Source organism: Alteromonas sp. MTD1 (assembly GCF_042848195.1).
Lineage (GTDB): Bacteria > Pseudomonadota > Gammaproteobacteria > Enterobacterales > Alteromonadaceae > Alteromonas.
In genome coordinates, this window is the sequence record NZ_BTGG01000006.1 from 245,642 (window position 1) to 269,238 (window position 23,597).

20 protein-coding genes and 1 tRNA gene are annotated in these 23,597 nt (G+C 44.4%); 14 read left to right on the plus strand and 7 right to left on the minus strand.

Annotated features, from left to right (window positions below):
- Positions 1-94: 94 nt before the first annotated feature.
- The 6 genes from arcA to ACGHAV_RS10155 form a co-directional block, all read right to left on the minus strand.
- Complete coding sequence (arcA, locus tag ACGHAV_RS10130; protein WP_014996957.1) at positions 95-802, minus strand: two-component system response regulator ArcA; 708 nt, start codon at positions 800-802, stop codon at positions 95-97.
- Positions 803-956: 154 nt separating this feature from the next.
- Positions 957-2,603: a sensor histidine kinase gene (locus tag ACGHAV_RS10135; protein ID WP_390379911.1), complete on the minus strand. Its 1,647-nt coding sequence runs from the start codon at positions 2,601-2,603 to the stop codon at positions 957-959.
- Positions 2,604-2,729: 126 nt separating this feature from the next.
- Complete coding sequence (gene glgA, locus ACGHAV_RS10140) at positions 2,730-4,154, minus strand: glycogen synthase GlgA (protein WP_390379914.1); 1,425 nt, start codon at positions 4,152-4,154, stop codon at positions 2,730-2,732.
- Positions 4,155-4,343: 189 nt separating this feature from the next.
- The gene (locus tag ACGHAV_RS10145) at positions 4,344-5,426 is read right to left on the minus strand and encodes a methyltransferase (RefSeq protein ID WP_390379917.1); all 1,083 of its coding nucleotides are present in this window, start codon (positions 5,424-5,426) and stop codon (positions 4,344-4,346) included.
- Complete coding sequence (trmB, locus tag ACGHAV_RS10150; RefSeq protein WP_390379920.1) at positions 5,426-6,145, minus strand: tRNA (guanosine(46)-N7)-methyltransferase TrmB; 720 nt, start codon at positions 6,143-6,145, stop codon at positions 5,426-5,428. The genes ACGHAV_RS10145 and trmB overlap by 1 nt, the downstream gene beginning before the upstream one ends.
- A gap of 91 nt (positions 6,146-6,236) precedes the next feature.
- The gene (locus ACGHAV_RS10155; protein ID WP_390379923.1) at positions 6,237-6,941 is read right to left on the minus strand and encodes an alpha/beta fold hydrolase; all 705 of its coding nucleotides are present in this window, start codon (positions 6,939-6,941) and stop codon (positions 6,237-6,239) included.
- 123 nt (positions 6,942-7,064) lie between these two features.
- Between ACGHAV_RS10155 and mutY the strand changes: the two genes are divergently transcribed.
- From mutY to ACGHAV_RS10225, 14 genes are all read left to right on the plus strand, one after another.
- Positions 7,065-8,198, plus strand: a complete 1,134-nt coding sequence (gene mutY, locus ACGHAV_RS10160; RefSeq protein ID WP_390379926.1) for an A/G-specific adenine glycosylase — start codon at positions 7,065-7,067, stop codon at positions 8,196-8,198.
- A gap of 55 nt (positions 8,199-8,253) precedes the next feature.
- The gene (locus tag ACGHAV_RS10165; protein ID WP_334014461.1) at positions 8,254-8,526 is read left to right on the plus strand and encodes an oxidative damage protection protein; all 273 of its coding nucleotides are present in this window, start codon (positions 8,254-8,256) and stop codon (positions 8,524-8,526) included.
- Positions 8,527-8,677: 151 nt separating this feature from the next.
- Positions 8,678-8,753, plus strand: a tRNA-Phe gene (locus tag ACGHAV_RS10170).
- A gap of 859 nt (positions 8,754-9,612) precedes the next feature.
- Complete coding sequence (locus ACGHAV_RS10175) at positions 9,613-10,284, plus strand: methyl-accepting chemotaxis protein (RefSeq protein WP_390380002.1); 672 nt, start codon at positions 9,613-9,615, stop codon at positions 10,282-10,284.
- Between the two features lie 55 nt (positions 10,285-10,339).
- Positions 10,340-10,705 (plus strand): response regulator, encoded by a 366-nt coding sequence (locus ACGHAV_RS10180; RefSeq protein WP_334014459.1) that lies wholly within the window; start codon positions 10,340-10,342, stop codon positions 10,703-10,705.
- A 36-nt stretch (positions 10,706-10,741) separates the two neighbouring features.
- Positions 10,742-12,775 carry a chemotaxis protein CheW gene (locus ACGHAV_RS10185; RefSeq protein WP_390379930.1) on the plus strand — a complete coding sequence of 678 codons (2,034 nt, stop codon included), beginning with the start codon at positions 10,742-10,744 and terminating at the stop codon, positions 12,773-12,775.
- Entirely contained in the window at positions 12,772-13,275 is a 504-nt protein-coding gene (locus tag ACGHAV_RS10190; RefSeq protein ID WP_334014457.1) for a chemotaxis protein CheW, read from the plus strand. The genes ACGHAV_RS10185 and ACGHAV_RS10190 overlap by 4 nt, the downstream gene beginning before the upstream one ends.
- A gap of 47 nt (positions 13,276-13,322) precedes the next feature.
- Positions 13,323-16,220, plus strand: coding sequence for a PAS domain-containing protein (locus ACGHAV_RS10195; protein ID WP_390379933.1), 2,898 nt, complete (start codon positions 13,323-13,325; stop codon positions 16,218-16,220).
- Between the two features lie 3 nt (positions 16,221-16,223).
- Positions 16,224-17,054 (plus strand): CheR family methyltransferase, encoded by an 831-nt coding sequence (locus ACGHAV_RS10200; protein ID WP_390379936.1) that lies wholly within the window; start codon positions 16,224-16,226, stop codon positions 17,052-17,054.
- A 27-nt stretch (positions 17,055-17,081) separates the two neighbouring features.
- Complete coding sequence (gene cheD, locus ACGHAV_RS10205) at positions 17,082-17,711, plus strand: chemoreceptor glutamine deamidase CheD (protein WP_390379939.1); 630 nt, start codon at positions 17,082-17,084, stop codon at positions 17,709-17,711.
- Positions 17,686-18,720, plus strand: coding sequence for a chemotaxis response regulator protein-glutamate methylesterase (locus tag ACGHAV_RS10210; RefSeq protein WP_390379942.1), 1,035 nt, complete (start codon positions 17,686-17,688; stop codon positions 18,718-18,720). The genes cheD (ACGHAV_RS10205) and ACGHAV_RS10210 overlap by 26 nt, the downstream gene beginning before the upstream one ends.
- Before the next feature lie 24 nt (positions 18,721-18,744).
- The gene (cheD, locus tag ACGHAV_RS10215; protein WP_390379945.1) at positions 18,745-19,362 is read left to right on the plus strand and encodes a chemoreceptor glutamine deamidase CheD; all 618 of its coding nucleotides are present in this window, start codon (positions 18,745-18,747) and stop codon (positions 19,360-19,362) included.
- Between the two features lie 2 nt (positions 19,363-19,364).
- Complete coding sequence (locus ACGHAV_RS10220) at positions 19,365-20,411, plus strand: chemotaxis response regulator protein-glutamate methylesterase (protein WP_390379948.1); 1,047 nt, start codon at positions 19,365-19,367, stop codon at positions 20,409-20,411.
- 423 nt (positions 20,412-20,834) lie between these two features.
- A complete protein-coding gene (locus ACGHAV_RS10225) occupies positions 20,835-21,107 on the plus strand; it encodes a hypothetical protein (RefSeq protein ID WP_334014450.1) in 273 nt (90 codons plus the stop codon).
- Between the two features lie 112 nt (positions 21,108-21,219).
- On the opposite strand, the gene ACGHAV_RS10230 is transcribed toward ACGHAV_RS10225, so the two are convergent.
- Positions 21,220-23,478 carry a TonB-dependent receptor gene (locus ACGHAV_RS10230; protein ID WP_390379951.1) on the minus strand — a complete coding sequence of 753 codons (2,259 nt, stop codon included), beginning with the start codon at positions 23,476-23,478 and terminating at the stop codon, positions 21,220-21,222.
- Between the last annotated feature and the right edge of the window lie 119 nt (positions 23,479-23,597).

Consider the following 23,597-nt stretch of genomic DNA (forward strand, 5'->3'; position numbering starts at 1 on the left):
GCCGCCGTTATTTCATAGTAACAGCGGCCTTCTTTTATTTGGTTTGGTTGTTTTAACCTAGAAACTGGTTCAACCTTTAGCGCTAATGTAGGGGTTAGCCGTCAACCTGACCACAGAAGCGATAACCTTCGCCGTGGATGGTTACAATCAATTCTTCATCTGTCGGATCTGATTCGAAGTGCTTACGAATACGACGAATAGTTACGTCAACAGTACGGTCATTGGGACGAAGTTCACGGCCTGTCATTTCCATAATAAGCTGTTCGCGGGTAAGAATTTTACCTGGGTTGCTAAGGAAAAGGTGCAATGCACGGAATTCACTGCGCGGTAGACGGAATTCTTTACCGTTAGGCGAAATCAAAGAGCGGCTGTCGCCGTCTAACGTCCAACCGTTAAAGCTTACACGGCTTGGTAAATCGTCATCTTCTGAAGAGTTAGTAGTACGAGACAGTAAGTTGCGAGCGCGGATCGTAAGTTCACGTGGGTTAAACGGCTTCGTTAAATAGTCGTCGGCACCAATTTCAAGACCTAGGATACGGTCCACGTCGTTGTCACGGCCTGTTAGGAAGATTAGACCTACGTTTTTGCGGTCGCGAACTTCGCGCGCTAAAATGAGACCATTCTTGCCAGGTAGGTTAATGTCCATGATCACCAAGTTAATTGCGTGATTCTCGAAGAAGTCATGCATTTGATCACCGTTTTCGGCTTCAAATACATTGTACCCTTCCGCCTCAAATAAACTTTTAAGCGTGGTACGTGTTACCACTTCATCTTCAACAATTAACACATTTGGCGTCTGCATGGTGTTCTACACTCTTTCTAAAATACGATTTAAGCAACTAACTGGTTAAATTCTAATATTCATGTACTTGATTGCAAGTAACTTGTGAATATTCTTACTGTTAAGGTATTGGGGTTAGCCAACAAAATTCAAGAAAAGTTCATACTATATACAACTAATTAGACGTTTTAGCATTGGCTACAGGGAAAAGAATACTAAATTCTACGCCTTTGCCTTCCTCACTGGTAATCGAGATAGAACCATTGAGTGCTTGTGTCACTAAGTTATACACTAGATGCATTCCCAAACCTGAACCGCCTTGGCCGCGCTTTGTTGTCACAAAGGGGTCAAAGATACGTTTGCGGATCTCTGGGGAAATGCCTTTTCCGTTGTCGGTATAAACGAGCTTCAGTTTATTACTACTCACCAACTCAGCACTAATTCCTATAGTGCCTTCTTCGATGTTTTCAAAACCGTGAATAACCGAATTCATAATAAGGTTAATCAGAATTTGATTTATCGGGCCAGCCTTCGTTTCAACGCTTAAGGTAGGGTCGCATACTACGTTGATGTTGTGTTTTAGTTTTTTAAGTCGAGGCTGCAATGACAATAGTATCTCATTAACTAGCTGTTCAACGCAAAAACTTCGGCTAGATTCTGATGTTTGATCTACGGCAACCTGTTTAAAGCTTGAAATAAGCTCGGCCGCGCGGTTCAAGTTACGATAAATAATATTCAGGTTTTCGTTACTTTCATCCAAAAATCGCTTCATTGCACTGGCTTTCAGCGTTTTGTTTTCGAAGTCTTTTTGAATGATAGCTAAACGGTCAAGCATCATAGTTGATGCCGTAACACCAAGCCCTATTGGCGTATTTACCTCATGGGCAACACCAGCAACCATGTCGCCAAGCGAGGCCATTTTCTCATTCTGCACAATTTGTCGTTGAAACTGATGCAGCTTTTCCAAGGTTTGGATAAGCTCTTGGTTTGCATCTTTTAGCGCGGTGGTGCGGTGATTTACCATATCTTCCAGGCTGGCGTTTAACTTTCTGTGCTGCTCTTCTGCTTGTCGTTGCTTTTGCATATATTCCTGCATACGAAACAGCATGATATTTACCGAGTCGGCCAATATATCCAATTCGTGAATGGCTGAGCCTTCTGCACGTGCAGAGTAATCTCGTTGTCTTGATGTGCGCTGCAGAAAACCTGCAATTTCTTCAACCGGACCCGTTACCACACGCTGCATTTTTACTGCCGTGTAAAAACTAATACCAAGCAACGCGAAGGCTACAATAATATTAATGAGTATCGACTGACCCACTAAGTCGTTAAAGTTCTCCGACGATACTCGAATATACACCCAACCTAGCTGTATATTGGTTTCGTCATCAAATATTTTTGTGCTTAGCTCTAAGTAATTACCTGTGTCGGCTAATCTAGGTGAAAGGTATAACGCTTTTAGCTGGTTTTCTTTTCCACCTAACAGCAGCTGACCTTCACTATTAAATGATGCGAAAATTTCAGGCTCGTCTGCGTTGCTTTGCGATTTATAAACATGGGCATTTAACACGTGATCAGCTGCGCCTAAGTTAGCCAGTGCTTTTTCAATGCCTTCAGGGGTGTCATCATAAAGATAATTTGCTGCGCTATTGGCAACTAATTTAATAAGAACAATAGCGTTAGATTCTAATTCGTGGCGGTAGGTTTTTATCTGCGTATAAATAGACAGGCCCGATAGAACAGCAAGCGAGAAAGCAGTAATAGACATTACTACCCATAAAAAGAGACTGCGAATTGAAAACTTAACTGTTTTATCCGTCATTTACGTTTTTATTCTTGGTCCATCGCGCGTTCCAATAATTTTATATTGGCGTATATTTGTGCAAAAAGAAAGACGTGCGTTAACAAACATTAACTTTAGTGAAAATGTAACGCTAACGCTTTGTGATTAGTGAACTATTTTGTCGTAAAGCTGTTGGTATTGCTTGGCCGATGTCTCCCATGTGAAGCGCGTGTTCATGCCGCGAACCTGCATTTCTCTGAATTTCGCGGTGTCTTCATAATAAGACAGTAGCGCACGTCGTATACAAGCCAATAGCGCCTCTGGTGTAGGCTCGTCGAACACAAATCCGGTACCTTTGTCACAGTGTGAATGATCAATTACGGTATCCTTTAGGCCGCCCACCGAGCGAACAATAGGTACTGTGCCATAAGCCAAACTATACATTTGATTTAGGCCGCAAGGTTCAAACTGTGAAGGCATAAGGAAGAAGTCTGCGCCGGCTTCTACTAAATGGGCGTGCTCGGAACTAAAGCCATTGATAAAGGCAAATTGGTTAGGGTGTTGTTGCGCAAACTCGCCTAAATCCATACAAACTTTTGGGTCGCCAGTACCCACAATAACCATCTGCAAATTGTGTTTCACCAGTTCATCTAAAATTGGCAGGATGTAGCCAAAGCCTTTTTGCTCGGTCAGTCTGCATACCATGCCAATTAGCGGTAAGGAAAGTTTGACTGGCAACCCTGATTTAGTTTGCAAGGCTTCTTTGCACGATTGCTTTGCATGTAAATTCGACACGCTGTAGTTGCGCGGTAAATAAGGATCGGTCTCTGGATTCCATTGCGTGTAATCGCACCCGTTCAATATGCCGCTTAAATCGCTGCTTCTACTTACTAATCGTTCATGAAGGCCATGGCTTCCTAAGTCGGTAAGGAGCTCTCTAGCATAATTAGGGCTTACCGTTGTTACCTTCGTGGCATACTCAATACCGCTTTGAAGCATATTAATGTAGCCGCCGTGTACCTGCGCCAATATACTAGGGTGGTGGCGAAGGAAAGGAATATCTTCCAGTTTGTGCACGCCTTGAAAAGCCGCATTGTGAATAGTGAAAACGGTTTTACAGTAATCGAAAAAGCCGCTTCTATCGTGAGTGAGCAAGAAAGGTAGCATTGCAGTGTGCCAATCGTGGCAATGAATTACATCGGGCTTTTTGTCTATGGCTTTAAGCGTTTGCAACACCGCACCACTAAAGAAGCTGAAGCGTTCGCCATTGTCTTCATATACTTCGTAGGCATTTGAATACAAACCGTCGCGCATAAAGTGGTCGGGTGAGTCGACAAAGTAAACGGCCAAATTGTTCCACTGCATGTAGCGAATGTCGAATTGGTAAACCTGCCCTTCAGTAAACAGCGTTTGCTGCTCAGTAATGGATGGTAAGTTATATTGCTCTGCCAGTATTTTGTAGTAGGGCATAACGATAGTCACGCTTTCACCAAGTGCATGAAGTGCAGATGGTAATGCTTTACCCACATCGGCAAGTCCACCGGTTTTAACCAGTTCTTCTACTTCTGAAATCGCAAATACAATATTCACAGGACATCTCCTTTGCATACAAAGAACAGGAACGCGTACATTCGTTATAAAATAATAAAAACGTTGGGTGGGCAAGCGGCACGGCCAGTTTATATCTATAACTTTTCTGTATAGCTAGCAGCAGTGCACGGTTGAGCTTTTACGTTAGCACAAGCTCAACCACTTTTTAATTAGTAGAATGTTTAATATTTAAAACGTAGCTTGATATACCGAAAACTGTGACGTTTGCGCAGTGGTATAAACCGTTTGAAAATGCTCTGCCAGCAGTCCTGGGTAAGGTAAAAAGCGGTTTGCTACCATTTGCATTGAGCCTTGGCTGGTTAACAAGTTTTTTGCATCTGAAATAAAACGCTTAGTAATAGTGTAGTCGGTTTTTATACCCGTATGAAATGGTGGATTAGTAAGTATGTGCTGAACTTTCTTGGTGAATCCATGAAGGCCATCTGCTGCATATAAGGTAGCAGTTAAATTGTTTTTAGCTAACGTTAGCGCACTGCAGTAAACCGCTAACGCACTTACATCGGTAAGGTGTAGTTTTAAATGCGGGTACTTCAACATAACGTAACTGGCAATTACACCTGCACCGCAGGCAAAATCAAGCACATCGCCACTCAATGTAGTCGACAGTTTTTCCAGTAAAAGCTCTGTGCCTGTATCAAGTTCTTGATAACTAAATACGCCCGGCATCGACGCTACATCCCACGTGCAACCATCAACACTATAGCTATTAAAATCTACCCAATCTGCAGGGTCGAAAGCTAAGTGATCACTTTCAACTAAAACTGTGATAAGACTACAGTGACGTGCGGAGTCTACCTTTTGCGTAGGGCCATATTGCTGCATAAGCTTGGCCGCACTTTTAATACCGCCTTTATTCTCGCCTACTACGTGAATTCGACCACCTTCTCCTACCATACCTGCAGCCATTCGCAGCAGCATTTGGAAATGCGTTTTCGCTTTAGGCAAAAATACCATTACATCAGTATGAGATTTTGAAAGCGTTACAAACGGTGCAAAAATGTGAGTGTGGTTACTGACCTTTTGGGTTACCTCAAAGCCTGTATTGGTAATATCCCTGCTGTCGAACGACACCGTAGGAATAACTCGCGCACATTCGGCAAATACATCAAAGTACTGATGTAGCACGGTAATGTGTTTCGACTTAATACCGTCAAAAAAGTATGCGTCAGACGGATTAATAAAAGCCCAACTTCCAGTGTTGAATAACGAAATGTTGCGCTCTAGCAACTGGCTTTGAGGTGTAAGGATCATTATTTGGTGCGCTCGTAAATCAGGTCCCACACGCCGTGACCAAGTTTCTGGCCGCGGGTTTCAAACTTAGTAATAGGGCGATAGTCAGGGCGAGGCACGTAGTCACCTTCTTGGGCAGTATTGGTGTAGCCTTCTGCCGCGTTCATCACTTCTGCCATGTGCTCAGCGTACTGTTCCCAGTCTGTTGCCATGTGAAAACAACCGCCAATAGCAAGCTTGGTTCTTACCAGTTCGGCAAATTCAGCTTGAACAATACGGCGTTTGTGATGACGCTTTTTGTGCCATGGGTCGGGGAAGAAAAGCTGCAAGCGCGCTAAGCTACCATCAGGTATCATATTTTTAAGCACTTCTACCGCGTCGTGTTCCATTACACGTAGGTTCTCAATGCCTTGCTCACCGGCATCAGACAAACATGCACCTACACCAGGGCGGTGTACTTCAATGCCTACAAAGTTTTTTTCAGGTGCTGCGCCGGCCATTTCAACAAGAGACTTACCCATGCCAAAACCGATTTCAACAATTACAGGCGCGGTGCGGCCAAATACGTCACTAAATTCAAGCGGTGCATCAACGTAGTCGATACCCATTGTTGGCCAGTGGTCTGCCAATGCTTTTTCTTGACCTTTAGTGAGTCTTCCTTCGCGTTTAACGTAGCTTTTTACCTTGCTAACGTATACACCAGCGGCTTCTGCTTCCGCCTGACTTTTGAATTGCCTCATTTGCAATGCCTTACTTACCCAAATTTCTGGTGGCGCATTATCCACTTACCTGCGTCTTATGCAACGCCATAATAAGAAAAATGCTGTATTTTTAATCGCTAACTTGCTTATCAATAATAGTGGCTAACTGCGCAGTTTGCTCTAGCGGTATCATATGACCCGTGTTTTCAAGCTCATGAAGTGTTGCGCGAGGTATTTGCTTGGCAGAACGTTGAATGTCATTTAACGGCGCAATGTTATCTTGCTGCGCAGCAATAAAAGTGACGGGAGCATTAATCTTTGCCAGCACTGCTGTCGTATCTTCTCGGGGTGTGGTGGCCTGTGTGTGATTAAGTAAGGTATTTTTACCAAGGTCGTTCGCCATTGCTTTCACTACACCAATAACACTTTCATCGTTCATACGTGAAGGGTGTACGAAGCGCGACAGATAAGCATGGTTATCGGTTTTGAACTGACCTTTTCTAAGCATAGTAACAAGTTGCTTTCGCTTAGTTATTTCGTCAGCTGACAACCCTAAAGGACTATAACCAATAAGAGTAATAGAGGCGATTTGCTGTGGCACCATGCTGGCAAATAACGCTGCAATATAGCCACCCATTGAGTAGCCAACCAGATGTACCTTTTCATTGGGAAGTACTCTGTCTCTACTTAGCGCTAGCATGTCGTCTTTCGTTGCCGCCCACTGAAGTGGCACATAACGACGCTGTGCAAGTGATAGCGACTTCCAAAGTGGAAGAAATATTCGTTCGTCGCAAAGTGTTCCAGGAAAAAACAATACAGGGTGCTGTGCGGCCACACAAATTCCTTAACTAAAACTATTCAGCGTACATGCTACCATAGCAAGACTGTTTATGAATGAACGACAAGAAAACAAAGCGACCATTAAAATAGCCGGTGGCATCGCCATATAAAGAGACATATGAGTTCAAAAGTAGTAACCCAAAGAAAAGATATCCAAAAAGCCGATATCCAAGAAACAAATATCGAAGAAGCAACTTATAAAGAGCGAGGCAAGCCGCCAAGTTTTTCAGACCGCGTACTTGCTTGGTTTGATAAACACGGCAGAAAACACCTGCCGTGGCAGCAAGATGTTACGCCTTATAAAGTGTGGATATCTGAAATTATGCTTCAACAAACGCAGGTTACTACGGTTATTCCGTATTTCGAGCGTTTTATGCAGTCGTTTCCAACCGTGTTTGATTTGGCAAATGCTTCGCAAGATGATGTATTGCATCATTGGACAGGCCTTGGCTATTACGCGAGGGCGCGTAATCTTCACAAGGCATCAAAAATGCTGGTAGACAATTACGACGGCGAGTTTCCAAATAATATTGAAGACGTTATTGCGTTGCCGGGCATTGGCCGTTCAACGGCAGGAGCTATTTTATCGTTGTCTAGAAATAGGTGCTTTCCCATTTTAGATGGCAACGTAAAACGCGTTCTTGCTCGCTATTACGCCATAGGAGGCTGGCCAGGACAGAAAGCGGTTGAAAACGCACTATGGGAAGTGGCTGAACAAAATACACCGCAAACACGTTGTGCTAATTACACTCAAGTCATGATGGATTTGGGGGCAATGGTGTGCACACGCAGCAAGCCCAAATGTGATGAATGCCCATTGCAAGCAACCTGTTTGGCTTATGCGCAGGGCACGCAAAGTGAATATCCAGGCAAAAAGCCAAAGAAGACACTACCCGTAAAGACCACGTTTATGCTGGTGCCGCAGTTTAATCAGCAGGTTTACCTGCAGCAGCGTCCGTCCTCTGGTTTATGGGGTGGATTGTACGGCTTTTTAGAAACGCCGAGTGTAGAGGACGGAATAGCGCAGCTATTAAAAAATGGCATTACCGTTGAAAGTACTATTAAGCTAGAACCGTTTAGGCATACGTTTAGTCACTTTCATTTAGATATAACGCCGGTGGTTGCCGTGGTAAACTCTGCGCCACAAAAGCAGGTGGCTGAAATGCCGTCGAAGTGGTTTACGCTGAACGAACCCATTGAAGTAGGGTTAGCCGCACCAACTACAAAAATTATTAAACAGTTAGCACTTTAACTAATTGGTTACTGCTCACCTAAAAGGTAGGCAGCAACGTAAAAGAGGATTACCCATGGCAAGAACAGTATTTTGTCACAAGCTTCAAAAAGACGCCGATGGCTTAGACTTCCAACTTTACCCGGGTGAATTGGGTAAGCGCATTTTTGATAACATTTCTAAAGAAGCATGGGCGGAATGGCAAAAAAAGCAAACCATGCTAATTAACGAGCATAAGCTTAATATGATGGACCCTAACGCGCGTTCGTTTTTAGAAGAAAAAATGTCTGCGTACCTTTTTGATGGTGTAGAGCCTACAATTGAAGGCTACGTTCCGCCTGAAAAATAGGCAAAAATGCGGTTTTTGAATAAACAATGCGCAAACAGTCATAAAACCGAAAAAAAAGAGATAAAAACGGTTGACTTGTTAGGGCGAAAACCGTTTAATACGCACCCACAGCAGGACAGGCAGTAAGCGCCTGAAACGCTAACCAGTTTTCGCCTCGATAGCTCAGTTGGTAGAGCAGCGGATTGAAAATCCGCGTGTCCCTGGTTCGATCCCGGGTCGAGGCACCATCATCAAAGCCCTTGCAGAAATGCGAGGGCTTTTTTGATCCCGGTGTTACTAAATTCTTTCTACGTCTAAATTCTTAATCCACAACACATTCCTGCCTTTAAGCAATGTTATGAAACATTTCAATTAAATTTTTTTGCATATTCTTGCCTACTTTTAAAAATGGGTACTACGCTTACAACATGAAAAGAAGTTTAGACTTTAGTCCCTCGCTGCTTATTTCTAATGGGCTGTATTTTTATCTGTTAATTGGCTTGCTAGCTCACATTAGATAAAGGGCGTTGTTTTAACACCGCGCAGAATAAGTAATCAGTGGGCATGTAAGCAAGGAGCATGTATTTGTCGTCTGATAACCGTTCTGAAGAAAACGAACTAAGGGTTATGCTGCGTAAGGCAGTAATGGTGGGTGTCGCCAGTATTGCCATAGCGTGGTTATTGTTTGTTTTTATTTCCCCTTTTATTGGTCTTGTTGCTGCAAGTGCAGCGGTACTGGGTTTGTTACTACTATATAAAACGGCAATACCTGAAAATAACGCAGCTATATCTGAAGTGCGATTTGAAGCGGTACCGCCCCAGCTGTCAGATAACAACGATATTTTAAAGGCCAGTGGAACTTTGGCAGCGTCGTTATCTACTTGCGATGACAATTTGACGGCTATTAAGTCAACGCAAGACGATGCAGTAGAAACGTTGGCAACGGCGTTTGGCAGTTTGAAGTCGCTGGTGTCACAGCAAATAGAGTGCATTGAAGATTTATTAAGTGTTGATAAGGAACACACCTTGTCTTATTCAGACAGAATGCGCACGTTTGCGAAAGAAACTGACGGCACACTAACGCAATTCATTAATTCTACCGAGCAAATGTCGTCGTCTACAGAACAGCTGATGTCGCAAGTTGAAACTATTCAGCAGGCGATGCCTACGGTTATTGAAGCACTTAGTGGCATTGATGATATTGCCGCGCAAACAAACTTACTTGCTCTTAACGCCGCCATTGAAGCGGCACGTGCCGGAGAGGCTGGAAGAGGTTTTGCTGTTGTAGCTGATGAAGTACGCGCGCTATCAACTCGCTCTACGCAGTTTAGTGACGTTATAAAAACGCAGGTGGAAAACATTCGTAGCCTTGTTGATAAACTTACCGGTACCGCAAAAGTCGTAGCCTCGCAAGACATCTCCCATGTGGTTAAAGCAAAGTCGCATATTAGTGCGCAATTAGCTGAAATTATCCAAAAAGCCGAGGCTGACTTACACACCACCAAACAAATAGAAGACATTGGTCAACAGCTTGATGAAGCGTTAAGCAATACTATTCGAGGTATGCAGTTTGGCGATATTAATGGCCAGCATATTCAATACACCCAAGATATTGTGAAGTTTATGGTAGAGCGATTAGAAAAGCTCACTGCCGATAACGTTGACGAATTCGTTACTTCGCTTAATGAATACAAAAAAGGCTTAGCTGATAAAGGTAAGAACGATCACAACCCTGTTTCTGCAACCTCGATGGATGCGGGAGAAGTAGAGCTGTTCTAGCGTCAAAATAGATAGTTCAAGGAACCAGTGAAGGTTGAATGAAAAAGGTGATGTTATGGGAAAACAAATACTAGTAGTAGATGACTCGGTATCAATTAGGCAAATGGTTGAAATGACGTTGAAAGGCGCTGGCTATGCAGTAACTACTGCACAGGACGGCCAAGACGCTTTAGACAAGTGTAAAGGGCACCAATTTGACTTCGTATTGACCGATCAGAATATGCCTCGTATGGACGGCCTAACACTGGTGAAAAGCTTACGTGGCTTAGGTAACTATGCTCGAACACCCGTTGTTATGTTAACCACAGAAGCGGGTGATGATATGAAAGCAAAGGGTAAAGCGGCGGGTGCAACTGGCTGGATGGTGAAGCCGTTCGACCCAAATAAATTATTAGACGTTACGAAACGCGTGTTGGGGTAGTTAACGCGTCCATTCAATTCTCTGGAAGGATTCAGAATGAGCATCGATATTGAACAGTTCCATAGCGTGTTCTTCGACGAAAGCGACGAACACCTTGACGATATGGAGCAGCTATTGATGAGCCTTGATGTTGAAGCACCTGATCCGGAGGAGCTTAACAGTATTTTTAGAGCCGCCCACTCAATTAAGGGAGGAAGCGGTATTTTTGGTTTTGATGCGTTAATGAACCTAACGCATGTAATGGAAAACCTACTAGATAAGGCGCGCAATAACGAACTGCAGCTAACCGCCGACATTGTAAACGTGCTGCTTGAAACATTGGACGTATTAAAAGCAACACTAGACGCATACAGAAATGCTTCTGATGTTCCTGAAGATGAAATAGCTCAACGTATTGTAGTGTTAAACAATGCCATTGAAGGGCATCAGCAAGACGCTACAGACTCAATCGCATCACAGCCTTCTGAAGAAGTCGCTAGCGAAGACAATAGTTTTGGCTTTTTCGATGATGAACCCAGCACATCACAAGCTGTTTCAAGTTCTACTGCCGATAGTAATGACGATGGCTTTGGTTTTTTTGACGACGAGCCTAACATTGAACCTTCTACCACTACCAAAGCTGATGACGACGGTTTCGGCTTTTTTGATGACGAACCTGTTGGAGTAAAAGACGAAGAAGAGAAAGCACAAGGTTTTGGTTTTTTCGATGAAGATGCATTACCAGGCTCTTCAAGCGAAAACACTGAGGCTAACTCCAAGCCTTTAAATGAAGGTGAACCTAAAGCTCACACACCTCAAGTCCAGCCTTCGAAAGAGGTTATTACAAAAGCGGCTAGTCCAAAAGCATCAAGCAAACCGGTAGCAGCGAAGAAAGCGCCAAACCGAGAGTCAGCATCTATTCGTGTCGATACACACAAAATTGACGCCATGGTGAACTTGGTGGGTGAACTGGTAATTACACAGTCTATGTTGTCTATGGTGGGTCAAGAGGTAGACGGTCAGCTAGGCGAAAGGCTTCAACTTGCTATCGATGAACTTCAGCGTAATACCCGAGAAATTCAAGAGTCGGTTATGTCTATGCGCATGCTGCCTTTAACCGCTACATTTAATCGATTCCCTCGTTTAGTTCGCGACCTTGCTGGAAAGCTTAACAAACAGGTGGAGTTGGTATTACAGGGTGGTAGCACCGAAATTGATAAAAGTCTTATCGAAAAAATCGTCGACCCGCTTACTCATCTTGTACGAAACAGTGTGGATCACGGAATAGAATCTCCGGAGAAACGCGTAGCTGCCGGTAAACCCGAAAAAGGCACGGTAATACTAAGCGCCGAACAAAAGGGCGGCAGTATAATTATCAGTATTGTCGACGATGGTGGTGGTTTGCATCGCGATAGAATATTGGAAAAGGCACGAACCAACGGGCTTCCTGTGTCGGACGATATGCCCGACGCGGAAGTGTGGCAGTTAATTTTTCAGCCTGGTTTCTCAACAGCTGAAGCCATTACTGATGTATCTGGCCGCGGCGTAGGTATGGATGTAGTGCGCCGTAATATAGAGTCTACTGGTGGTCGCATCGACATTGAATCGAATGCAGGTGAAGGCTCTGCATTCTTCATCCACCTCCCTTTAACGTTGGCCATTGTAGACGGTATGTGCGTGTCTGTTGGCGAGCAGATATTCGTTATTCCTTTACTCAACATCATTGAGTCTTTCCAGCCCACTAAGCAGCAGCTTAAAACGCTAGGCAACGACACAGTTCTCCATATTCGAGATCAATATTGGCCACTGGTACCCCTTTACGACTTTATGGAAGTAGAGGGAGCCGCAAAGTGCCCTACACAAGGCATTGTTGTATTGATAGAGAGCAGCAAAAAACGCTTTGGCATATTAGTGGATGCGCTGGTAGGTCAACAACAGGTTGTTATTAAAAGCTTAGAAGAACATTACCGAAAAGTCGCAGGTATAGCAGGGGCCACCATTATGGGCGACGGTAAAGTAGCGTTAATCATCGACGCCGACTCTATCGCAACCACGTATACCTCAAATCAGATAGAGGAGTTGCTTTCATGAGCGAAGCAGTTGCACACCAAAGCGCTATGAGCAGTCAAGATAAAGAGTATTTAAGTTTTGTTTTAGGTGAAGAGCATTATGGGTTGGACATCACCACGGTAAAAGAAATTCGTGGTTACGAGCAAGTGACCAAAATAGCGAATGCTCCAGCGTTTATTAAAGGCGTGATAAATCTTCGTGGCGATATCGTTCCTATTGTCGATTTGCGTATTAAATTCAATGTGGGCGAAGCCACTTATAACGACTTCACTATTGTCATTATGCTGAATATTCAACAGCGCATTGTAGGCATTGTGGTAGACGGCGTCTCGGACGTTATTAGATTGTCGGAAGAGCAGGTTTTACCGCCACCAGAGTTCGGCGTAGCGTTCGATAGTCGCTACTTATATGGCTTAGCTGATGTAGACGAAAGCATGGTCATTCTTGTGAATATAGAGAGTTTAATTACTAGTGACGAGCTAGGTTTGGTTGCACCTGAAAGCGTAACAGAGAGCGCGTAGTTACAAGCTGCTACCTAAACATAAACATGAAATTGGGAACATGAGTTATGGGCGTATTTAATTTTCTGAATGGCGAAGAGTTAAAAACAGCGAAGCACGAAGCATTGCTTAAGTCGAAGATTTTAGAGGCAAGTGCATCAAACCTCTGTGTCATTGATAGTGCAGGTGTAATTGCCTACCACACTGCGGGTTTTTTAGCATTGGTGAAGAGCTATACCAGCGACTTTACTGCCGAGAATATTGGCGGCTCGTTAATTGGCAAGCCAATTGATGAAATTGCTACCGCCGATACAAGTGTTACCCAAACGCTGTCACAAAGCGGCAATAAAAAACGGTTTGTATCATTGGCCGCGCATACTTTCTGTGTTTCCTGCACGCCACTATCTGATGAACAAGAAGGTATTCAGCTTTATGTATCGGAATGGCAAGACAACACCGAAGCCAAGCGCAATAAGGGGATGGTTGAGGCTATTACCCGCAGCCAAGCCGTAATTTCGTTTACCACAAAAGGTGAAATACTGTCAGCAAACCCTAATTTTTTAAATGCCATGGGGTATCACGAAGACGAGGTTGTAGGTAAGCACCACCGTATTTTTGTTGATAGTGACTACGCCCAAAGCCCTGAATATGTTGAATTTTGGAACAAATTAGCCAGTGGAGATGTGCATAGCGGAGAATTCCGTCGCATCAACAAACAAGGCGAGGAGGTATGGATCCAAGCAACCTATAACCCGGTCTTCGATGCCAATGGCAACGTTGAGTATGTCATTAAATTTGCCTCGGATATTACTGCGCAAAAACACAAAAATGCAGATTACGAAGGGCAAATAACGGCAATTAATAAGTCGCAAGCAGTTATCGAGTTCGATTTGGAAGGCATCATTCTTAACGCCAATGAAAATTTCTTGGCGGCGATGGGGTATAGCCTTGGGGAGATAAAAGGGCAGCACCACAGTATGTTTGTCGACCCCGCCTACAAACTCAGTAACGAATATGCCGCATTTTGGCAGAGTTTACGTTCTGGCGAGCACAGTGAAGGTGAGTACAAACGCGTTGCTAAAGGTGGTAATGAAATATGGATTCGAGCGTCTTATAACCCCATTTTAGACAGCAGTGGCAAGCCCTTTAAAGTGGTTAAATTTGCCACCGATGTAACGCAAGATAAATTACGTAATGCGTATTTTGAAGGACAGATTGACGCTATTAGTAAATCTCAGGCGGTTATCGAATTCGACGTAAATGGCAACATTATTACGGCTAACGAAAACTTCTTAAGCACCATGGGCTATCGCCTTGATGAAATTAAAGGTAAGCATCACCAAATGTTTGTTGATGCAGAAACTCGTCAATCGGAAGAGTACCAGCGTTTTTGGGGTGAGCTAAAAGCCGGAAAGTTCTTTGCCGGAGAGTTCAAGCGTATTGATAAAGACGGCAAAGCAGTATGGATCCAAGCGTCTTACAACCCAATTGAAGACATGAACGGTAAACCGTTTAAGGTAGTGAAATACGCTTCTAATATTACTGAGGAAAAACTCAAGAACGCTTATTTCGAAGGGCAGCTAACGGCAATCAGTAAATCGCAGGCCGTCATCGAATTTAACATGGATGGTGTTATTCAAAACGCCAACAGCAATTTCTTGGCAGCCATGGGCTATACCCTTGATGAGGTGAAGGGTAAGCATCACAGCATATTTGTAGATCCTACCTATAAAAATAGCCCTGAGTACGCCGCGTTTTGGGAGCAGCTTCGCCAAGGTGTATACGCTAGTGGCGAGTACAAACGTTTCAATAAATTAGGGCAGCCCGTATTCATTCAGGCCTCGTATAACCCCATTCTTGATCAGGAAGGAAAGCCGTTCCGCGTAGTAAAATACGCTACAGATGTAACAGGCCGGACGCTGGCTGTTGAAAGTATCAAAAATGTTATGGCAAGCCTAAGTGATGGCGATTTATTAAAGACCATCGAAGAGCCGTTAGAAGGTGACTTTAAGGTATTAGGCGAGTCGATTAATCACTTTATTGAAGAGCTTAAAGATACCATTGTAAAAATTCACCATGCAGTAGAAACCATTGATACTGCATCTAATGAAATTGCCACAGGTAATGCAGACTTATCTAGCAGAACCGAACAGCAAGCTTCAAGCCTTGAAGAAACGGCTTCTGCTATGGAAGAGTTAACTAGCACGGTTAAGCTAAATGCTGAAAATGCCGACCAAGCAAAAGGGTTGGCTAGCCAAGCGTCTGAAGTTGCGTCTGAAGGCGGAAGAGTGATCGAGCAGGTGGTGCATACCATGGGCGAGATTAACGATTCGGCACAGCGTATTTCAGACATCATTGGCGTAATAGACGGCATTGCGTTCCAAACCAACATTTTAGCGCTTAACGCTGCGGTTGAAGCGGCCAGAGCGGGCGAGCAGGGTAGAGGCTTTGCGGTTGTAGCTTCGGAAGTTCGTACGTTAGCACAGCGTTCGGCAGAGGCTGCAAAAGATATCAAAGCCCTTATTTCAGCGTCGGTTGATAAAATTGGCGATGGAAACGTGTTGGTGAATAAGTCGGGTGAAACCATGTCGAATATTGTAACTGCGATAAAACGCGTGAACGATATTATGTCAGAAATTGCGGCGGCGTCATCCGAGCAAGCCACGGGCATTCAAGAGGTAAGTAACGCAGTTGTTCAAATGGATGAAATGACGCAGCAGAATGCTGCTCTAGTGGAAGAAGCCGCGGCTGCAGCAGACAGCATGAGACAACAGTCGGGCGAGTTATCACAGCGCGTGTCGGTATTTAAAGTAGGAGGGAAAAGTAAGCCAAGCAGAGAATCTGCGGTAGCCCCTACGTTTTTAAATGGTAATCACCATTTACCCAAAGAACGTGAAGTACCGAAACAGCCCGTGCAGGCACTTAATCCAGCGTCGCCGGAGGGCGAGGATTGGGAGGCGTTTTAGTGTATGTCAATCATACCCAGCACGGATGCACAGCGCGAGTTTGCCTACAGCCGAAAAGACTTCGAGCACGTTAAAAGTCTGCTATTCAAACATGCAGGCATCAATTTAGCAAACTCGAAAGATGCCATGGTTTATAGCCGTCTAGCAAGACGGCTACGTGCCTTAGACCTGGGAAGTTTTAAAGACTACTTAACCCATGTGTCTAAAAACAAAAGCGAGATGGAGCATTTCGTTAATGCACTAACAACCAACTTAACGGCTTTTTTCCGAGAGCCACATCATTTTGAAGCGTTACAGCAATACATTCGGCGCCATCCAAACATAAAGCGTATTTGGTGTGCTGCAAGCAGCACGGGAGAAGAGCCATACAGTATTGCGATGACGGTGGCCGCTACTTTAGGCACATTTAATACTGGAATAAGTATAGTCGCCACCGATATCGACAGCACTGTACTGCAAAAGGCGCGAGACGGCGTTTATACACAAACCAGTATTGCCCAGTTACCTAATGCGTATAAATCACAGTTTTTCTATCGCGGCAAGGGCGCACAAGCGGGAAGGGTGAAAGTGGTTGCTGAATTGCAAAAAATGGTGCAGTTCGAACAGCTAAATTTAACCTCTGCACAGTGGTGTGTTAGTGGCCCTGTTGACGTAATTTTCTGTCGAAATGTGATGATTTATTTTGATAGGCCTACGCAGAAGAAAATACTCGAGCGAATGGTAAAAATGATGCCAACTACAGGGATGTATGTTGCGGGCCATTCCGAAAATTTCACTATGTATCCTTCGCTTGTTACGCCCATGGGTAAAACCCTTTACAGGCCTGTAATCTAAGCCAGCAACCTTTGAAGGTGTAGCAGCATGAGCCAAGACGAAACGCCAATAAGTTATTTCGATCGGCGTCTGAAAATAGACGCAGTAAAACTGCTGCCCGGACAATATTACGTTACGGCATCAAACAAAGCGCTGGTCACTATTTTGGGCTCGTGCGTTGCCGCGTGTATTTACGATGAAGAAAAGCAAATTGGGGGCATGAACCACTTTATGTTGCCCGACTTAACGGCAAGTAGCGACATTACAAACAGCCTAGTCACTAAATACGGCGTGCATGCTATGAATGTGTTAATCAGCCAGCTTATTCGTTTAGGCGCAAGAAGAGAGAAGCTTGTTGCAAAAGCGTTTGGCGGCGGCAAGGTTGTGCAAGGCATGGTGCAGCAAGATATCGGTAACGTAAACGCAGAGTTTGTGGTTCGATACTTAAGTAACGCCAATATTCCGCTTAAAAGCTTTGACTTAAAGTCAAACTACGCCAGAAAAATTTATTTTTTCCCAAGTAATGGCAATGTGTATATGAAACGTATTCGCGATTTCCATAACGAAACGCTTCAGAACCGCGAGTCTGTCCATTACAAATTGTTATCTGATCAAGCTCAAAGTGGCGAAGTACCGCTTACAGAAGCGCTTTATGCTTATAAAAGTTCTGGTTGTTGAAAACTCGGCATTGGTCCGCCAAGTGCTGTGCGACATCATTCGTGCAGATAAGGCTTTTTTGCTGGTTGGGGCTGCATCTGACGCTCATATGGCTAAGCGCATGGTGCAAGAGTTTCGTCCAGATGTTATTGCCCTTGATGTTGAAATGCCCAAAGTCAGCGGAGTTCGTTTTTTAGAAGTGATGATGAAAGCTATGCCTACGCCAGTTGTAATGATATCTGCGCTGTCTAAACAAAAAGCTAATGATATTTTACGTGCGCTAGAATTGGGTGCTGTTGATTACATGGCAAAACCGAAAATAGGCATTACTTCAGGCGATAAAAATTATAGCTATGTGTTTACTCAAAAGTTAAAAGCTGCTGCTCGTTCCACACCCTCAAGTCCAACTCATGCTCGAGAATGCCAGCACGCGGAACTGCGTAAAACAAGTACGGCAAAGGTAATAGGTATAGGCGCTTCGACAGGCGGCGCAGAGGCTATAAAAGACGTCATAATGCATTTTCCTAGTAATGCGCCAGCAACGGTAATGTCGCTACATATGCCACCCGGCTTTACAACATCTTACGCGCACAGACTTAATCAGCTTTGCAAAATAGCAGTTAAAGAGGCTAAGGGTGGTGAGCAACTGCTTCCCGGTAATGCTTATTTAGCACCTGGAAATCGACATTTAATGGTAGAGAAAAAGGGCGCTAACTATTGGCTTAAACTAGATGACGGCCCAAAAGTAACGGGTCACAAACCCTCTGTTGATGTGATGTTTAGCAGCTTAGCCAAGCACGCCAAGAAAAACGCCGTTGGCGTGTTGCTTACGGGTATGGGGAAGGACGGCGCAAAAGGTATGACTGAAATGAAGCAAACAGGTGCCGTTACTTTTTGCCAAGACAAAAACAGTTCGCTTATTTATGGCATGCCAAGGGTGGCTATTGAGCTTGGTGCGGCAACTCATATTGTGTCGCTTAGTCATATGTCTGACGCCATCTTAGACACAATAGAGGCAATGAGTTCATGACACCACCGAGCATCAGAGGTTGGCGTGGAGTCTTGTAATTTTGAAGCGCCAATAAGCTACTTCGATAAAAGATTCGAGATAGACGCGGTAAAGATTTTACCGGGGCAATACTTCGTTACTACGCAAGAAAAAATGCTGGTGACCGTACTGGGTTCCTGTGTGGCAGCCTGTTTGTACGATCCGCAAACAGGAGCCGGTGGCATGAACCATTTTATGTTGCCAAGTGTGAACAAAACTGTCGTAGAACTTGAGCAAGACGCATGCATGATAACTAAATATGGTGTGCATGCTATGGAGATATTAATTAACGATTTAGTAAAAGCAGGGGTAGATAAACAGCGCATAAAAGCAAAGGTGTTTGGCGGCGGAAAAGTTGTGCCGTCATTTGTACAGCAAGACGTGGGCAGGTTTAACGCAGAGTTTGTAACGCAGTTTCTTCATACCGAAGGCATTGAGATTTTGGCGAGTGACTTGTGCGACGTATATGCGCGAAAAATATATTTCTTTCCTGCAACGGGCAAGGTGTTAATGAAGCGTATTCACGAGCTTAATAACGCCACTATTATAGAACGCGAAAGCAAACACCGTTGGGAGCTAACACAACAGGCTCCTAGCGGTAGTGTGGATATGTTTGAGGACTAACTATGCCTATTAAAGTATTGGTAGTGGACGATTCAGCGCTAATTAGACAAATTCTCAGCGAAATTATTAAAAGCGAACCCGACATGCAGTTAGTGGGCGCAGCGCCAGACGCATTTGTTGCTAAAAAAATGGTTTTAGAGAGAGCGCCCGATGTTATTACGCTAGATATCGAGATGCCCAAAGTTGATGGACTACGATTTCTAGAAGTACTTATGAACGCTCGGCCTACGCCAGTTGTGATGATTTCAACACTTACTGAGAAAGGCGCACAAGCCACACTTCGCTCTTTAGAATTAGGAGCCATAGACTTTGTTGCCAAGCCTAAAATCGGCGTGGCCGAAGGCATGGCTGCCTATCATAAGCTCATTGTTGAGAAAATTCGTACGGCGTCTAATTCAAAGGTTAAAAAATCGGTAGGCTCAGCTACACCTACCGTCAATAAGGTAAGTTACTCTGGTACTGAAAAGCTTATTGCTATTGGGGCTTCTACAGGCGGCACAGAGGCAATTAAAGAAGTGCTAATGTCGTTTCCTGCTAACGCGCCCGCCACTGTTATTACACAGCATATGCCGCCCGGCTTTACATCAACATACGCTAGGCGCTTAGACTCTTTGTGCCAAATGACAGTACGAGAAGCCAGTGGGGGAGAGCGTCTACTGCCAGGGCATGCGTATTTGGCGCCCGGTGATAAACATATGGAAGTAGAGCGAAGCGGTGCCGACTATCGTATTCGTTTAACCGATGGTGAGCGTGTTTCAGGGCATAAACCGTCGGTAGATGTGTTGTTTGGTTCTATCTGCAAAAGCGCTGGAAGCAATGCGCTAGGCGTATTACTAACTGGAATGGGTAGCGATGGCGCCCGTGGTTTACTTGAACTCTTTAGCGAGAATTGCGAAACATTTTGCCAAGACGAGGCAAGCTGTGTGGTGTTTGGAATGCCGAAAGTGGCAATAGAAAAAGGTGCAGCAAAACACGTATTACCGCTAGATGCTATGGGTAAGGCAATAATGCAAAGCGTGGAAAAAATGGCTGCTGGCAGTCGTTTGTAAGTACGTGTGTGCGAACATACCTATTTTGGATTGAATACGTGTTGTAAAAGCAATGGGGAATTTAACTTGTTACCCAGTGTTCGCAATGTTTTAATAATGCGCGCTTAACTGCAAGTGATGCTGCTACAGAAAGCTGTTGCTGTGGCCGATACTATGGAAAGACGGGTAGTTGGGCTAGTTAGAATAGAGACATTCTGAACACCAAAAACATATAGCAAATTGCTGAAAAAATAATAAGTCAAATATAACAATGCATTGCGGATTTATTGTTTTTGATAAATCGGTTTTTCATTACAGCGTATGTTTTACAACACCTAAAGAGCCGAAAAGGCCTGCTATATTTGTTTCAGATGTAAGGGCAAATACGCCACTTCTAACGGTATTACACCTATCAGAAATAATAACGAGTAGTTGGGGACTCTTATGAAACAGCACACACTAATTGCATTAGCAGCACTAGCTTTTTCTTCATCAGCACTAGCAAGCGGTGGCTTCGAACCAAACAAAAAAGCCTGTGTAAACGTGGGCAAAGAAATTTCACGTGTTAGCACCGAAATGGACACAGCAAAGTCGAACATTCAAAAGTCTTGGCTAAAGCGTCAGCTTAACGCCCTTAACACAAAGCGTGGCTCTTGCAGCATCAAAGGCTTCGAGTCAAAAGCACCTAAAGCTGTAGCGCAGGTTGCTAAGGTATAATTACCCGTTAAAAAATTAATAATAAAATTAAGCCATACCTAGTGTAAGGTTTTTTTATACAAAAAAGCCGGTGCAATTGATTACACCGGCTTTTGTTTATCTTCAAACAAGTTTAGAAGAACATATAGGTTGCGCTTAGCTGCATACTACGCGGCATAATGTAGCGGCCGTTTGGCGAGTCTGGGTTACGTGGATCGCCCTCAGTAATACCTTGTTCGTCCGTTAAGTTGTCAACCGAGAACTGAATGCGAAGCGACTCTGTAGGCTCTACAGTAAAGCCAACGTCTACCTTTTCATAGCCATCTAGTACAACGGTGTTCTCGTTGTTACCAAAGCGATCATCTACTGCTGATAGCGTACCGTACACTGTGGCAAACATATCGCCAATTTCGAAGCCATAGCTTGGCGTTACACGTACTTGCCAGCCCGGTTGACGCTGAGCTTCGTTACCTTCGTTAGTGGCACTTGCTGTAATTTCAGTCTCTTGGATCGTAGCATTTACACTTAACGAGAAGCCTGAATCGTGGCTATAGCGACCATCTAATTCCACACCGTAGGCTTCGTTTGTAAGTATTTCAGCCGGTGCACCAGGGCGACGAACAAATGTATCGCCTTTAACTTCGTTGGTAAACGCAGTGGCGAAGAATTGAATTTCTTCATTCATGAACTTATAGCCCAATTCACCCTGAGTAACTTCTTGAATAAGGTCGTTACCTGCTGAGAATGCACCAAAGTTGTCACGGAAGTCGTCGAAATACGGCATTTTATAACCGCGGTTCATACGCACAAACACACCGCTGTTGTCGGTTAATGCGTAGTTTGCGCCTAACGTCCATGATGTTTTAGTTTCATCGTACTGTACCGCTTTTGTAATTACGCCATCTAGGCCCTCATCTACCGTGTAGTTCACTTCGTGATTTTCACGACGAATACCCGCGTCAATGCTTAGGTCTGCGTTGTAATACCAGGTAGAAGTAGCATAAAACGCCATGGTACTAGCGTCGCCTACAGAATTTATGTCGTAATTCCAGCCACAGCCTTCAGCGCTGTTATTACATTCAATACCGTTTAGGGCTTCACCGCCTGGTACCAAAACATGATAGGCATGGTTGCCAAGGCTCCACCAGTCTTCTGCTTTGGTTGTAGCGCTGTAGATACCGAAAGACGCGTCAATGCTATCCCAGCTTTTTGATACCGCCAGATCGTTAGTGAACGACTCGATATCTTTAAGTACTACCCAACGGCCAATTTGCTGAATTGGCGTGTCTGCATCATATACAGTACCCGTTACTGCACCCGTTGCCGATTCGCCGTTGTCAGCTACATCGCCAACCGTTACCGCAGAACCATTTGGCACGAGACCAAACGTATTGGCAGCGCCTTTTGTAATATTAAAACGATCTATTAGCGCCCAGCCATCTGCTAAATCAAGCTTTAAGCTACCGCCACTAACGTGACCATCCCAGCCTCTACCGTCACCAAAATCGAACGACTCAGTAACATTATCTGCACCATAAGTAATGGTAGCTTGGCGGTTCAATGGCCCAATTTGTGTGTAGTTGGCATCAATGCCTTCAGCATTAAGTGGCGTTGGCAAATACCATGTGCCGCGATCGTCAGTTTGGCGTGTGTAAAGGTTTAGCTCGCCGTTGCCGAAAACTTTGGTGATGTTAATGGTGAACTGATTGCCCTGTTCTGAATTAAAGCCAGCATCGCGAATGCCTTGCGAGCTCTTAATGTAACCACCAACCATGTAGTACAAGTCATCGTCTAACGCGCCGCTTGCTACAACGTCTACGCGGTTCAAGCCATAGTCAGAAACCGTATATTTTGCTAATGCTTCTGTGGTGTCGCTACCGCGCTTGAGGCGGAAGTTTGTGGTTAAACCAGGCTGACCATTGCTTACAACAGGGTTAGGGCCGCCGCGTAAACCTTCTACCATTTGAATGGTTTCATCAATTCGGAAAAGCTGTGAGTTTTCTAAAAATGATAGGGTAGGTGCCGGATAAATTGGCGAGCCATCCATTGCAATGGTTAAGAAAGGTGCATCGCCGCCACCCGGGAAACCACGTACAAAAACGTTTGCGCCCGACTCACCACCTGAGCTTTCCACCCAAACACCCGGAATAGCTTTAAATAAGTCGGCAGTAGACTTTGGCGCCAAGCGACCAATGTCACCCGCATCAATGTTTGTTACCGCAAAGCTTGCGTCAATTTTTCTTATTCCCGCGCCACCTGGCGTACCGCTTACAATAATAACTTCAGTATTGTCGCTAGTAGGTTGCTTCGACTCTTCTTGTGCCATGGTAGGCTGCGCCAGTGCTACCGCTACTGCACTGGCTAGCATTCCCTTTGTAAACAACGTTTTCATGGTGTGTGCTCCCGAAAAGTTTATGTTCGTTGCTAACTGAATGCGCTAAACAGGTTAATGAATTGTTATACGCACCTCGATTTGCGAACAAAATAGATCTGTTTGCAATCGATTGCAAG